Raw genomic sequence first — 15,528 nt, forward strand, 5'->3', positions numbered from 1 at the left:
AAACATCATATACCCCTTTTCTAATTTATATACCTTTTATTTAATTTACATAACCATTATTACTTTATAATCTCCATTGATAAAGGATAAGATGGTTCTTCTCCATTACTTGCTTTGATTGCATTAATTATAGGAAACACCAAACATAAGATACCTATTATAATTAATCCTAAAATTCCTACTCCAAATAATAATATTAATGGCACACAGACTACTGCATAGATAAACATGCTAATTTGAAAATTCATTATTGATTTTCCGTGGTTATCCATTGCCAATACTTGTTCTCTCTGTGTTAACCATAATATTAATGGCACTATGAATCCTCCAAACCCAGTTACTAAGTCTAACAACTGGGATAAATGGGTAATAACTAATAATGATCTGTCTTTTCTCATGATTTTTTTGGTTTTTGATTGATGATTAAAATTGCTAATAAAATTAGCAGTCTTTAATTATATGACGAAAAAGTTAATAAAATGTTACAGTTGGTAAAAAATATTTTATAAAAAAAAGCACCCCGAAAATTCGGGATGCTTCATCTATAACTAAATTTAAAATTTATTGTTTATTGTTTATTGTTTATTTATTGGTTAGTTAATGATCAATTTCTTGGTTATAGACTCACCATCGTTTTCTATTTGGATTAAATAAATACCTTGTCTAAGTGACAAATTCTCAGCAGAAATCGTGTTCACTCCTGATTGCAATTCTATCTGAACTTGTTTTTGACCTAAAACAGAAAATATTGTAGCTTTTGCCTTTTTAACAGATGAATTCAAACGGATAGAGAAATTATTATGAGTTGGGTTTGGAGCTATACTTACATCAGAGAAAATACCTTCTGGTTCATCTCCTAATATTGCTTCAGCAGATTCTAAATCAGCCACTAAACTCTCTGCACTAGCAGATTGACCACAAGAACCTTCATAAATCTTCACATTAGAAAACACAGAAGTATTACCACTACCTGCATCATTATCATTAACAAAGACCAATCTATCCATATTTCCTGTATAAAAATTACCAACAGGAATAGTATACGTAATAGTACCACTAGAATAATTATCAAAATTGGTTACTCCATAATTTTGGGTTCCATGAACTTTAAAAACTCTCGTAGAAGTTAATGTGTTATCATTTTCAAATGCGACTCCATGAATTTCTCCTTGACTTGTACTGCTGAAGTCAAATTCTATAACCGTATTTGATGTTACATTATAATTAAGCGCAATAAACTTCCAAGTATTATTAGTCATTGATATCGATGCTCCTCCATTACCTACAGAAAAGTTTCCTGCTGAGTCTTGATTAGAAAAACCATTGATATTAAAATCATTAAAATTCAATGATTCACATGTTGGTGGTGGAGGTGTTGTTCCGTTTGTGATACTTAAATCATCTATTGTAATATCTCCTTGCCAGCTAGTTCCCGTAACAGCATTTAATCGTAATTGTACGCTAGAATTTCCTGCATATGCAGAAAGATCAATGCTTGCCGTATTCCAATCTGTTCCTTGCGCTCCTGATCTATTAAATACACTAGCCCAATTACCTGTATTATTAGTTCTAGCTTCAATATCTAATGTACCGACAGCATCACCAATCATATGATATTGAAAACTTAATATTGGCGATGACGCTCCACTAAAATCTAAACAAGGAGCATTTAAAATTGCTTGTTTATTTGGATATCCTGTTCCATTTCCAGATGCTTCTATGTAAATATAAGAACTTCCATCTACTGCTCCACTTGGTCCTGTTCCGCTAGAAGGTGTACCTCCAGAATTCACGGTCCAGTTAATATCATCATTAGTTGATTGCGACCAAGCACCAATAGATCCTTCAAAACTTTCACTATAAGGAAAAGATGAAACATCTCCTGTACATTCCTCTGTTGGAGGTGGCGGTGGTGTTCCTAATCCCATTGCGTTCCAGAAAGCTGGTATCGTAGCTCTCTCTCCAGAATTAGATCCTCCAGATCCAGAACATCCTCCATAAGCATGAACCCCAACCGCATTTCCTGTAGCGGTATCAATAATTGGACTACCAGAATTTCCTCCTGTAGTATCCGCTCTATATCTAACAAAAGTATTTGTCGTAGAACTTAATGGTCCTGTATGAATTTGTTGTGTTTGATTATCAATTCCAGTATCCGTTCCGAAACCAGTTATGGTAATATTTGATCCTGGTGTGTCTTGTACTACATTATACGATGCCCCTTGTCCTTGAATTGGTGTTTGACCTGTTTGAGAATTAGCAAAACCGTCAAAAACTGCCCAGTCATTTGCCTGACTTGGGCTCCCCGGATAAGGAGAAACAAAATTTCCGATAGGATATTGATCTTCTGGTCCTGGATGAACTATAGTTCTATCAGGATTTGATTTTGGTACATTAAATTCAATTACCTCAGCTCTACTACCCACACAGTGACCAGCTGTAACTAGTTTACCATTCGTAATAATCCAACCGGTACATCCTATAGGAACAATTCTACCAATAGCGTCGTCGGCAGAATCTACTCTATCATCGTTAGAACCACATTGCGATTTGATAGTAGGATCTAACTCTCCCACACTTAATGCCGAAATGTTAATTCCTGCTAATCTTTCATTCGAAGCTACCGATAATGTAACTGTAACTGCGTCACCATTAAAATAAGCACTGGAATTATTCCAATCTTTTATGGTTTGGGTAGTTAAAGTTTGTGTAGCTCCATCTAATTTTGAAGTTATCGTTAGAGTACTGTTATTACCTAAGTTTACATCCTTAAAAAATAAACGTAACCAAGTCGCTCCTGTTTCTGAAACTTCTTGAGTAATTACTTCAGTACCATTTTTATTAATGGTCCCATCGGACTTTAGTGTCAAATTATAAGGAGTCTCATGTCTCGCTAAACTCTGTGTCTGAGCATAATTGACAAAAGGAATTAGCATAAATACTGCACAGACGGCAGCAATAATTTTGAGTTTTAATAACGGTTTCCTATTATTAAATGAGTTTGTGCTGTGAAAATTCATAAAAATAAAAGTTTTAGTATATAGAAATTAAATTTAGTTACTAAATCAATTCTGTTTAGGATTAGTTACTTCCTAAACAAATATTCCATACAGATGTATTTTAGAAATTACTAAATCTCATCTTCTTATTTCCTCTTATTTTTTTATTCGAAATCTATTAAATTTCAATCCCAGCAATAAAAGTAAGGAAGAAAATTTTGTTTACAAAAAAGTTTGAAGTCTAAAATGAAATGTAAGATTATATTATGTCTATTTTTGTACTTTCATAAGTAAAATATGATTTCACAAGACACTATAGTTGCTTTGGCTACTCCTGCAGGAGCAGGTGCTATTGCTATAATACGGATTTCTGGAAGCGATGCAATCGGTATCTGTGCTCCTTTATTTCGTTCTATTAGAGGCAAAGACCTTAATAAACAAAAAAGTCATACCATACATTTAGGTCATATATTGGATGGTAAACGTGTCTTAGATGAAGTATTAGTATCTCTTTTTAAAGGAACAAATTCATATACAGGAGAACCAACGGTAGAAGTCTCTTGTCACGGATCTAGTTATATACAACAAGAAATCATTCAATTATTACTTCGTAAAGGTTGTAGAATTGCTAATGCAGGTGAATTTACGCTACGTGCTTTTATCAATGGAAAACTTGACCTTTCGCAAGCTGAAGCAGTTGCTGACTTGATTGCCTCTGATTCTGAAGCTTCTCATCAGATTGCCATGCAACAAATGCGCGGTGGGTTTAGTAATGAAATCAAAAAACTACGAGATGAGCTCCTAAATTTTGCTTCATTAATAGAATTAGAACTTGATTTTGCTGAGGAAGATGTCGAATTCGCAAATAGATCACAGTTTCAAGATTTAATATCAAGAATCACAAAGGTTTTAAAACGATTAATAGATTCTTTTGCTGTTGGAAATGTAATTAAAAATGGTATTCCTGTAGCGATTGTAGGCGAGCCTAATGTAGGTAAATCCACATTGCTTAATGCTTTACTAAACGAAGAACGCGCTATAGTTTCTGAAATTGCAGGAACTACACGTGATACTATTGAAGACGAAATAAATATTGGTGGTATTGGTTTTAGATTTATTGACACTGCTGGTATTAGAGAAACCAAAGATGTGGTAGAAAGTATTGGTATTAAAAAAACATTTGAGAAAATAGAACAAGCTCAAGTAGTAATTTATTTGGTAGATAGTTCAGAGTTAACCATTGATAGTTTAAAACAATTAAAAACTGAAATTGGTAAGATTAAAAATAAATATCCTCAAAAACCTTTACTTGTTGTTGCTAATAAAATCGATAGATTAGAAAAGTCTCAAATTTCAAGTCTTACTACAGAAATCGAGAATATTCATTTATTATCGGCCAAACAAAATATTGGTGTAGATGAACTCCAAAACAAACTCTTAGCGTTTGTCAATACGGGAGCCTTACGTAATGATGAAACCATTGTTACCAATTCTCGTCATTATGATGCTCTATTAAAAGCGCTCGAAGAAATTCAGAAAGTACAATATGGTATTGATAATGGCATTTCTGGAGACTTAATGGCTATTGATATTCGTCAGGCTTTATATCACTTTGGTGAAATTACAGGTGAAATCACATCGGATGATTTATTGGGTAATATTTTTGCTAATTTCTGTATTGGGAAGTAGCCTAGATAATCTTTTATAATTTTATTTAACTGAAGGAAAGGTAACTAAGGTTCTCTCGTTAAAACCTTATGATATAAATCAGCCAATTGTATTTCAATAAAATCTACAATATCCTTCTCGGATTTCTTCTTATGGTACATGGTAAATACTTTTGAAGCATTTTGTTCTTTAAGAATTTTAATTTCTCCAGTAGGATTTTCTACATCCTGTTTCTCTAAATTCCATTTAATTAGCGAGTTCAAAAGTTTGGTGTGAGATTCATATCGTTTTTCAAGTATATTTTGACGCTCTAAATCTTCTTGATTTTTTTGTTCCGAGCTATTTATTTTAGCTGTCAAAACTATATACTCATCTCTTAACTGTCTATCTGCTAACCTAGCCTCAGTAACTAACTTTTGATAGGACTCCAATATTTTTTTATCGTAAAAATCAATAAAATCAAAGTAAGCATCCATTTTCTTGAGATAAGCTAAAGCAACCTCTTTATATACTCTCTTATCTTTCTCTTGATTTTCAATTAGTTGCTCTTCCAACCTATTAAGCTCCTGCTCTTTTCTGGTAATAAGATGTTTAAAACCTTCATCCACTGGAATAACCGTTAATTTTGGTGTTATTTCTTTAGGTAGTCCTTCAAAATAGTATTTCCTATATCTAATTTTAATAGAGTCTCCTTGTACTCTTTCTCTTCTCTTAAAATTAATTTTTGGCTTTTTTAATCCAAAAGTATAGTTGTAACCAAAAGTAGCCGTAAATTCTGTAAAGTTATCCTTTTGATCTGTAGTTCTAAAAAGCTGTATCGCATTTAGGTTAAAGTTGTGGTGCTCTAATAGAACGTATCCAAAATTGATTCTACAGTTTGCGATTTTTGAATTTCCAGATATTCCATTAGATTGATTATATGAAGCTCCGAATCGTGAGTTTAATTTCTTATTAAAAAAACGCTTTCCGACACCAAGGGTAGGACCCCAAGTTGTAGTTTCTTCTCTACCTATGGTATTATAGGTAGCATTTACCGCCGTACTTATAGATAAATTATCTTCTGCGAAATTAATAGTGTGTGCTGCGCTTAGGTTATGAAAACTAGAAACATCGCCTAAACGCACATTACCATCTTGTTCATTAGCAACATCATTTAAAGCATAATTTATAGATAAATTTTGGGTTGACTTTTTCTTTACTGACACTAAATAATTCATGGATAATGTAGCGTTTCTCGATAATTGTCTATAATTTAATTCTTCTATTTGTTCATCTAACAAATCTGCATCATTAACATCGTCAAATTGATTAGGTCTTGTATTTGTATATGTTGTAAAATCCGAATATGACCCTACTAGTGTGATTTTGTCTGAAAGTATTGCTTGCGCATTGATAGATCCTATTGTACGATTCGTACTATTAACTTTTGCATTATCTAAATTATCTCTTTGGTAACCAATATTTAAAGATATTGACAACTTATTTTTAAAAAAAGTATTAGCGAGATCGAGGGTGATATTTTCAAAATCGTTATTAAAAAAATATGCTCCTAAGGTTTCGTACCCAGGATCAATACGTTCATAACCTATTCCTAGATTAACAGACTTTAGATCATATCCAAGTCTAGCCTTTACTGCATGGTGATATTGTGTAGAAGTATGATTATTTAAAAAAAAACCTGCGGGAGAAAATCCTGTGATGCTTGAATTGCTGGCTCGCACATCTTGAGTAATTGCTGTAGAAGCATATTCTGCTTCAATGATATAATTTTTAGCAATTTTAATCTCTCCTTGAACGCTCAAAACTAGATTCTCTTTAGGTAATATATTTCTTGCTTCTGGAATAGAATCTATAGAATTCTTATCATCTTTGGCATAAAAACCAATAAACCCAATACTGTATTTACCTCTTCTTAGGTATGTTTTTAAACCATAACCCATACGACTGTAAGAAGGAGTTGTTTGAGGGTTTCCATCATCATTTATTCCTTTGCGAAGTTCTCCTCCCATTGCATTTATTACCAAAGATTTTGAAGGAGTGAAATCAATTCCACCTCCTGTAAATTGATGATTATCCATAGTATATGGAGAAAAACTCATAGTGATTGTTCCTAAATGTCCCGTTATAGACTTATATGATGGATGAAAACTTAAGGTGTTATAATCAAAAGGAAGTTCATAATCCAAGTTTCCACCTTGATTAGAAAAACTATACTCAATAGGCATTGAAAAACTAAAAGAACTGACATTTAGTACTCCTTGAAGAAAATAAGTCAATGGCATACGATTTGAATCTCTATTAGCATTATAATAAACACTATTAGCCGATATCTGACCACTAACTTTAAAAGGATCCCCTTTTATAATGTTAGTTATATACTGATTATCTATATTCTGAGAAAATGAAAATACTGGTAAGAATAAAAAAAGGAATATCTTTTTCAAATCGCTACTAATTTTGATCGTTTGTAGGCATATGCGTTATATGAGTCCCAAATAGTAATAATATCTATTGATTATTTTATTGTTGTGTAGTGTTTACTATTCCCTCAATTAATTGATATTCTGTATTTATTTTAATATTACTAAAGTCCACCTTAATTTTTGCATCACGCATATATGGCACTGTGATATATCCTTTACCACTAAAAACCCCATTGCCACCACTAATCTCTTGCAGTACTACATCAAAGTCTCCAGCTTTAAAACCTTTACTTAAATCAAGAGATGATAACGGTTCTTGGTTAGTAATTTCGATATCAGGTAGTATACCACAATTGTAATTTGAAGCTATATTCTCAGAAGCCGCTATAGTAGTCGTAAATTCTAACGTTTGAGAATACACAAAAGGTCCATCTACAATACATTGCCCTCCTACTCTATATTCGTAAGTAGTTCCAGGTTCTAGATCATATATTGTTATCACACTATTTTTAGTATTCCCTTTAAACCAATCATTCTGTGATCCCTTTTTTCGATATTGTACTTGGTATAGTTCGTGATCAGAAATCTGCCAAGTAATATTTTCTTTAGTAATTCCTTGTGACTCTGCTAATACATATTTAGGTTCATCACAGGTATCTGTATATGTAAAGTAATAGATTTCGCTATACCCATCATTTTTAAATATTGAAGCTTTACTAATACCATCGTTTACAGAAGCTCTTATCCTCCATCCATACATTTTATTCGGTAATAGTTGGGTCTCACCAGGACCATATAATAATGCTGTCGCATTTGTAGTAGTTTGATACAATGCTGGACTTTTTAAAAACTCTGTTTGTGGATCTGAATTACGATCCCATAATTCTTTAAGTTCAAATTCATAAGAAACATTAGTTGCATTTAGATGTCTAGGTGTCCAAGTAAAAAAAATATTTTGCGGATTTCTCGTTACGATATACTCTCCTCTCGAAGGTAAATTTAATAGAGGTGGATCGTTAAGAACTAAATATACGGTAGTGCAATCTTTCCGAGACAATTTCCTTCCGGATGCTACATCATAAACCTCAAAACAAACTCTATACAAACCTTCTGGTAATGTGGCATTATATTGATCAGGAGTTATTCCTTGAAGATTATTTAATTCAAAATAAGGTTGTAAATCGATATTTCCCAGTCTTGTGGGAATACCTCCTTCTAGGATTATTAGATTAGCACCCGCTACAAAATCTCTACTCTGGACAGATAATCCTGTACTGTTTTCTATGTACATTTTAAGCCGAACCTGGAGTATAGGTTCTACTAGGTCAACCAGTAGAAGATTCAAATATATCCTGTCTAAAGTTGCTGTACTATAATCCGACAATCTTAAACTATATGGTGGGATTAACTGAACCGTTGATTTCACTGGCAGCACCTGTGCATGAGTTAATGACATAAAAAACAACAACATTAGTAAGCAACGCATACTTTTTACTTTCATAATTATCTAGTTTCTTTCTGTACTTTTATATCAATCAGGATATAGGAATCATCTCCATCTTCGACAAATTGATTAATCTTTATAGCTCCTTTTTCACCTTCTTGAGTTTTAAAAAGTATAATCCTCGGGGTCACTGAATCACTAAAAGATAAATTATCATCTGACACTATTGTAAGATTATGAAGCAAGTTATCATCTTCCATTTCATCAAACTGCTGACTTGTTAATGCAATCGGGCAATTACATAATTCTTGTGCATTTATAAAAACAGTTTTTTTAGGATTTTGAATACTCGTAAATGGAGTATTTGACAGTAGATCAGGACTAATAAATTCATTTCTTATAAAAGTGCTATTAAGACCGTAGAAAACAATGTCTACCATCTTTTCGGTCTCTCGCGTAATCTGCTCTTTTGTATATACTTTACGTTCAGCAATACTAAAAAAGCTACCAATACTATTATTTTGATGCGCCGTATTAACGCCTAATTTTACATTCTTTAATTCCCTTAGATTTGTATTCCTGAAGAAGGTAATCCTTTGAGTTTTACTTTTAACTTCTTTTCCGTTTTCTGCAATTAATGTGATTTGTTGCTCTCCTACCTCATTAAAGATCAATTCTATATCTTTTTCATTAGAGGAAGTGATAGTAGCTCCTTCAAAAGTCCAAGTATAGTCGGTTGCACTAATAGATGTATTAATGAATTTGACTTTAACAGGGATTTGATAATCATCATCTTTAAAATCAATTTCAGAATTAAAATCTGCTACCAAATAAGGTAAAACTACAACAGTGGTATCCTTTGTATATGTTTCCCTTCCGTTACTTACTTCTAAAAAAATCTGATGCTCACCTGGTGTTTCGAATACTATTCCTTCAGGATTCTCTTCAGTAGAACTTTCGGGTTCACCTTCTTCAAATGTCCAAATAAAAGAATTTGCTCCCTCCGAATCATTGCGAATATTATAAGTTGCGGGAGGAAACAAATTATTTACACTCGTAGCTGTAAAATCAATTGTTACTGGATCATCAATTTTAATCTCTAGTGTTTTGGTATCCTCAGATCCATCAATATTGGTGGCAGTAAGAGAAATAGTTTGCGTACCCTTTTCATTAAAAATTATAACTCCAGGATTTCTGTCCACTGACCTCGAAATATTTGCACCTTCAAATCGCCATTCATAATCATCCGCACCTTCGGTTCTATTAAAAAATATAATACTTACCGGAATAGAATAATCGTTATTAATTACTTCATAATCAAAGTCTACAACAACTGGTACCGCTTCTTCTTTAAGGCAAGACAAACAAAAGAACATAAGGAGTATACATCCGATTTTTTTCATTTGAAACATTTTCATTCAATTATCAATTTTCTTCTTGATGTACCTCTAGAAGTTTCTAATATCACTAAATACAATCCTGATGAAAGTGAGACTGAATTATCAAACAAGAATTCTACATTATTTGTTCCTTGTTTTTCATCCAGAATAGCTCCAGAAGTAAGATGAATGATTTTAACTGAGATATCCGAGGCATTCTCTAAAGTTATTTTAGTCTGAAATGTTCCAGTACTTGGGTTTGGATACAAAATAAATTCTTTTAAAAATCTGTCTGTTTCTGAAGAGTTATTAGCAATTATAGCTGGTTGTACAATAATACTTTTATTAAAATCCTTATAACAATCTTCTACATGTGATCTTAAATTAATATCAAAGACTCCTTCTTCTTCAAAAATCAAAGTAAGCTCTTCGTCAGTTTCATTTAATACTCTGGTTCTTTCAGGTATGCTCCACTCTACCATATCACCAATAGGCTCACTAATATTAATCAATGTTACCTCTTGACCCACATAAGCTTGTGTAGCAATCAAGTAATGCGCATCGATTCCTTTATCTAAAAAATTTACCACGATAGTATCTTGATTACTACAACCTAATCCATTAGTAACTTGGGCAGTATATACGCCAGATTCATTTAATAACACTTGACTATCTGTACTAAGAAAACCTCTATCGCTTGACCAAGCATATACCGCTTCAGGATCATTTATTGTTACATCCAACGCTAAATTTTGTCCTTGGCAAAGAGTATATTTTTCTGGTAAATCAACAGTGACTAAAGCTGGGTTCTCTAACACAATTTCATAATAAGCTTTACAACGATTTTGGTCTACAATTTCTAGAGAATAGGATCCTGCGCTTAGATTATTAATCGAAGTAGTTGTAGCTCCTGTATTCCATAAATAAGTGTAAGGAGGTTCTCCTCCAGTAGCAGTAATTTCTATAAACCCATCAGCACCCGTATAACAGGTGGGTGCTATTTCATTAATTGGATTAATAACTAATCCGTTAGGCTGTTCTATAACAACGCTACCTTCTATTACACAGCCTTTAATATCAGTAACATAAATCAGGTGTCTACCTGCTATAAGATTATCTGCTATCTGAGATGTAGCTCCATTGCTCCAATAATAATCATATGGAGGAACACCACCTGTTACTAAAGCACTTGCTGTAGCATCGGCTCCATCAAAACAATTGATTTCAGTTTTTTCGAAAGAAATTGATAATTGTGTTGGCTGGGCTAAATAAAAAGTACTATCAACAGTCGCTGACAAAACATACTCTAACGTTCCATCACTATTAGTTACCGCTCTATAATTCCCTAGAACAATCCCGTTTTTATCTGTAATATTTAGCGCATAATCTCCGTAACTCTGATTATTTATAATACTATCATTTACTTCAATTTCAGTCCATACATTATCATTTCTCTTTTTCCAATTATAATAATATGGAAGTCGCTCTCCTCTATCATTTAAAGGTATATTGTTATCTGGTAATGATTGATCATTTATATCATAAACAGCACCTCCGGTAACATGAGCAACTATTTGACCATCCTGAAATTGATCTGCAACGTTATATGGCACCTCAAAATCTCTACCATCATTAAATTCATTGTAAATATTACAAGAAACCAGATTCAACACTTCAAAAACAACTTCTATAGGATCTGGTTCCTGTAGATTGAAGCTAATGTTATTTTCAAAACAACCTTTTTTATAGATAGCTTCGTCATAGTTCTTATCCGAAACCCATAGCGTATATATATCCGATTCAACAGAATGTAGCGTTAGCACATATCCTTCATTATTGTCTAAAACCTCTGTAGTAACAGTATTTTGAATGATATCAGATGTATTTTTAAATTCGTACCTATAAGCCCCATCTTCATAAGGAGTTCCTCCTGTGATTAAATACCTAATTTCGCCATCAGAAAAACCATTTGCAGTAGGTTCTTTATAAAAAACCTGTGTAACATTTAAGGTATTATCAGGTTCTGAAATTGTTTCGGTAACTACTGTTTTAGATACATCACTCTTAAAGTGTCCTGTACAATAATCAGACTCTATCTTTTTTCGTACTTGTATTTCATATTGGCTTGGCCGAAGATCGTGTTCAGCATGTTGATCTATACTATCAAAATCTTGCCAAACTAAAATAGTATTATTATCTGTCGGGGTTATTGCATATTGAAATACGCCAGGGCGGCCTCCCTCTGCTGTAATTGTTATTACGCCGTCATTATTGTTACTAATTTCTGTATCTCCATCGTTACAACTAGAATCTTTTACAGTTATATCAAATAATACCTGTGCAGGGTCTTCTATAATCACGAAATTAACAGGGTCTCTAACAATCGTGCTTAAAATTTCTCCATTAATGGTCATATTACCCCCAGCAAATTCAATCTGGTATTCACCTGCTTTAACTCCTTCAAAAGTGTAATGGTGGCTATTTGTGCCTTCTGTCACAAAAGTGGTAAGAATACCGCTAGTATATTTTACGCCTAAGTCATCTTTCAAGTTAATAGTTAACTTTTCTTGAAGAGAACTATTTAAATTTCTATCAAAAGATATTTTAACTTCTCCATCACCTTCAAAACAAACAGGATCAAATTTTTCTACATTTATAACTCTTGGAGCAGATGGATAATATGTAAAGGATATAGCATTTGATTCTTTGCAATCAGCATCTAGTACCAGCCGTATTCTCTTACCATAATCTGAAGTTCTTAAAAAATCTTTACCTTTAATTCTTAAAACCTTGTTACCGTTCTCTAAGAAAACATTTTGGTTGGAGATACCTCTATAATTTTGTTCATTTCCTACTTTGAACTTCCAATAATAACTATAGTTACTTAATAGATTATCTGGTACACTAACTGTTACATATTCTTCACTTGCTAAGTACAAAGGTTCATTAGGAGTTTGAATTTCTACTACAGGCTCTGAATTCACTCTGAGATTTCTCATATATACATATGCGGCATGATAATAAAATATGTCTCCGTAATATCTATCATCAGGCTGCCAAAAACCAGTATATCTTCTAGAGTAGCAAGCACCGTCGTACTCTACTTTAATGACTTCCATCCCTCGATTTTTAAACTCATCGGTCCACCAACTATCTGGAAAATCATAAATTGCCCAACCCTTACACAACAATCTATCTACAAAATCATTATCAATATGCACTTTTATAGGAAACTGATTTTTTGTAAACTCATGATCTCCTGTATTGTATTCAAAATTTCCTGTTTTTCCATTAGTATCAATTGTCTTAAGCCTATTACTGTTTTTATCAAGAAAACGAATCTCCTGCATTCCTTTATCACATACAGTAGTGCCAAAAAACCAAGGTCCATCTGTATATGATCTATTACCAGAAACTTTAAGCTTATAGTAAGCTTTGTTCCCCTGAGTAAGAGTTATTCCTTCTTGACTCCATACCTCTGAAAACAAGCACATTGCACACATTAGTAAGAGAATAATTTTTTTCATAACGAGCATATTTCTAGTAGGTAACTTCTATAGACTTAGTTTGAGGAATTGTTCCTTCAGCAAAAATTGTTTTTAGAGTATAGGTATAGGTATTATCAGGGTTTATTCTGGCATCTACCAATTGATTAGTATTTGGGGGCACTTGTCTCCATAACATAGGTAATCCTTCATTTTTTGATCGATACACCAATACCTCTTTTACCGTATCTGGGATTTTTCTCCATGAAATGGTTATTCTTTTTTCCTCTCTATCTGCATACGCATCAAAGCCCTTTATTATTGAACCGGCAGTAACCATATTGGCTGTTATCGTAAGCGGTGTAGTAGGTTCTGATTGTAATTTATTGGCATCTATTGCAAAAATTGCATATTTATATTTAAGACCCGCTTTTATATTTTTATCAGTATAAGCAGTTATAGAATCTGTCTCAAAAATAATTCTCCATTCATCTTGATCTTGATTCGTAGTAAGCTCCTTTCGATATAAATTATGAGCAACTACATCTTTACTGCTACTGTTAATCCATTGTAAAAAAACACCATTTGCTGTAACCTTATAAGTCTCAAAAATTGGTGGTACTGGAGGTACTATATCTGGTTTTTTTACTTCTAATATTTTAGACAACTTGGATACATTATATTTATTATCTAATGCTACTACTTGATAAAAAACACTAGCATTCAATGATTTGACCTGTATAGTATCTATAAAAGTTGTTGCTTTTATAATATCCGTGCTAGTAGGTATGGTCTTTTCTTTTCTTAAGTTTGCTCTTCTTACGATATATCCTCTTATATCTTTTTCTTCGTTTGCTTGCCAGGATAGTTTTACAATTCCTAACGAATCTATAGAAGCTTCTAATCCTGTAGGCGCAATTGGCGGAACAGAATCTACTTGCTGCACAAAATGCATTAACGAAGTAGTTTTTTGATTACTAAGTCCAATAGCATTCACTTTATAATAATTAGAAGCTTCTATCTTATCTATAATAGTTGACCTATTAAAATTAGGAACATTCTTTTTTATTGTCACATAAGGACCTTCTGCTTTTGGCGCCCAATCAATAGTAAAACTTTTGATTTGCTTTTCGGCCTCTCTGTTAAATCTCCAATTTAATATCAAGTCACCAGATGACTGAAGACTATCCGATGTAATTTTTGGAATTGCTGTTAGTTTTTCCACTCCTTTTACTGATACAATTTTAGACGGGAGACTTTTTTCTCCAAAAGCAGAAATACCAATAACTCTATAGTAATACGGTTTATAATTTACCGTAATACTGTCTACGTAAAAAAATTGTTTATTTGATGTTTCATCCTGACTAAAACTGACAAATGGTAAACCTCCATTAACTTCTTTAAAATGTAGACTATCTTCTGATTTTTCAACAGTATACGCTGTATATATAGATTTATATATTTCTTTATCCCAGCTTAGTGTTATTTTCTTATCCTCTGGTAAGGCATAAAGATCAATCGGTGGTGGCAGTACTTCTTCTTTTTCTGTATGAATTAGTTTTAGGCCCGTTTTTACATTGACATTTGGATCAACATTTTTAATTCTATATAAATATTCTGTCTTAGGTTCTACAGTAGTATCAATGTATCCTAAACCTGCAAGGTTAGCTGTCTCAAAATCCATATCCGCAGCTAGTAATACAAATGAAAATCTATTATCTAAATCTTTTTTAATGGTGAACATACTTTCAATAGCGCTAGTGGTAGGTTTTGTGTCAATTGTACCATATAATAATTGCGCTACCATAGCTGCGTAATTATTATTATCGGCTACTGTTTTCCATTCCTCTAATGCCTTAGGTTTTATAGTGTCTAGGATTTTTTTATCATAAGAAGGGGGCATCAGTTTTCCTTCCTTTTTTACCGTAATACGCTCAATTAAATATCCTTCTTTATTTAGTTTTTGCCAGATAATTGGGGTATCAGGTGCCCATCTTAGCTTGACTTGTTTTTTTTTATTTAATGCTAAAACTTTAATTGTAGGTATCACCTTTTTTTCCTGAGAAAACAGCTTAAAAGAAGTTCCTATAAAAATCGTAAATATGATGCAAAACGTTATTTCTTTCATTC

The 15,528-nt window shown here is 32.7% G+C and carries 8 protein-coding genes; 1 reads left to right on the forward strand and 7 read right to left on the reverse strand.

Translation table 11 applies throughout. The features are described 5' to 3' along the window. Nucleotides 1-59: 59 nt before the first annotated feature. Both Q0921_RS09720 and Q0921_RS09725 read right to left on the reverse strand, forming a co-directional pair. Nucleotides 60-398 carry a DUF4870 domain-containing protein gene (locus Q0921_RS09720; protein ID WP_299256244.1) on the reverse strand — a complete coding sequence of 113 codons (339 nt, stop codon included), beginning with the start codon at nt 396-398 and terminating at the stop codon, nt 60-62. Between the two features lie 195 nt (nt 399-593). Then, entirely contained in the window at nt 594-3,020 is a 2,427-nt protein-coding gene (locus tag Q0921_RS09725; RefSeq protein WP_299256245.1) for a T9SS type A sorting domain-containing protein, read from the reverse strand. A gap of 276 nt (nt 3,021-3,296) precedes the next feature. Between Q0921_RS09725 and mnmE the strand changes: the two genes are divergently transcribed. Then, a complete protein-coding gene (gene mnmE / locus Q0921_RS09730; protein WP_299256247.1) occupies nt 3,297-4,688 on the forward strand; it encodes a tRNA uridine-5-carboxymethylaminomethyl(34) synthesis GTPase MnmE in 1,392 nt (463 codons plus the stop codon). Nucleotides 4,689-4,732: 44 nt separating this feature from the next. Here mnmE and Q0921_RS09735 read toward each other — a convergent pair whose 3' ends face one another. The 5 genes from Q0921_RS09735 to Q0921_RS09755 form a co-directional block, all read right to left on the reverse strand. Next, the gene (locus tag Q0921_RS09735) at nt 4,733-7,111 is read right to left on the reverse strand and encodes a hypothetical protein (protein ID WP_299256249.1); all 2,379 of its coding nucleotides are present in this window, start codon (nt 7,109-7,111) and stop codon (nt 4,733-4,735) included. Between the two features lie 76 nt (nt 7,112-7,187). After that, complete coding sequence (locus Q0921_RS09740) at nt 7,188-8,591, reverse strand: fibronectin type III domain-containing protein (RefSeq protein WP_299256251.1); 1,404 nt, start codon at nt 8,589-8,591, stop codon at nt 7,188-7,190. Nucleotides 8,592-8,593: 2 nt separating this feature from the next. Then, nucleotides 8,594-9,937, reverse strand: coding sequence for a PKD domain-containing protein (locus Q0921_RS09745; RefSeq protein ID WP_299256253.1), 1,344 nt, complete (start codon nt 9,935-9,937; stop codon nt 8,594-8,596). An 11-nt stretch (nt 9,938-9,948) separates the two neighbouring features. Then, nucleotides 9,949-13,440 carry a T9SS type A sorting domain-containing protein gene (locus Q0921_RS09750; protein ID WP_299256255.1) on the reverse strand — a complete coding sequence of 1,164 codons (3,492 nt, stop codon included), beginning with the start codon at nt 13,438-13,440 and terminating at the stop codon, nt 9,949-9,951. A gap of 13 nt (nt 13,441-13,453) precedes the next feature. Beyond that, nucleotides 13,454-15,526, reverse strand: a complete 2,073-nt coding sequence (locus tag Q0921_RS09755; RefSeq protein ID WP_299256257.1) for a hypothetical protein — start codon at nt 15,524-15,526, stop codon at nt 13,454-13,456. Between the last annotated feature and the right edge of the window lie 2 nt (nt 15,527-15,528).

This window comes from uncultured Aquimarina sp. (assembly GCF_947496855.1).
Lineage (GTDB): Bacteria > Bacteroidota > Bacteroidia > Flavobacteriales > Flavobacteriaceae > Aquimarina.

Bases quoted from the DNA above. Each gene is read 5' to 3' on its own strand.
- Q0921_RS09750 (WP_299256255.1), bottom strand. From the start codon at position 13,440: ATGAAAAAAATTATTCTCTTACTAATGTGTGCAATGTGCTTGTTTTCA.
- Q0921_RS09755 (WP_299256257.1), bottom strand. From the start codon at position 15,526: ATGAAAGAAATAACGTTTTGCATCATATTTACGATTTTTATAGGAACT.
- Q0921_RS09740 (WP_299256251.1), bottom strand. From the start codon at position 8,591: ATGAAAGTAAAAAGTATGCGTTGCTTACTAATGTTGTTGTTTTTTATG.
- Q0921_RS09720 (WP_299256244.1), bottom strand. From the start codon at position 398: ATGAGAAAAGACAGATCATTATTAGTTATTACCCATTTATCCCAGTTG.
- Q0921_RS09725 (WP_299256245.1), bottom strand. From the start codon at position 3,020: ATGAATTTTCACAGCACAAACTCATTTAATAATAGGAAACCGTTATTA.
- mnmE (WP_299256247.1), top strand. From the start codon at position 3,297: ATGATTTCACAAGACACTATAGTTGCTTTGGCTACTCCTGCAGGAGCA.
- Q0921_RS09745 (WP_299256253.1), bottom strand. From the start codon at position 9,937: ATGAAAAAAATCGGATGTATACTCCTTATGTTCTTTTGTTTGTCTTGC.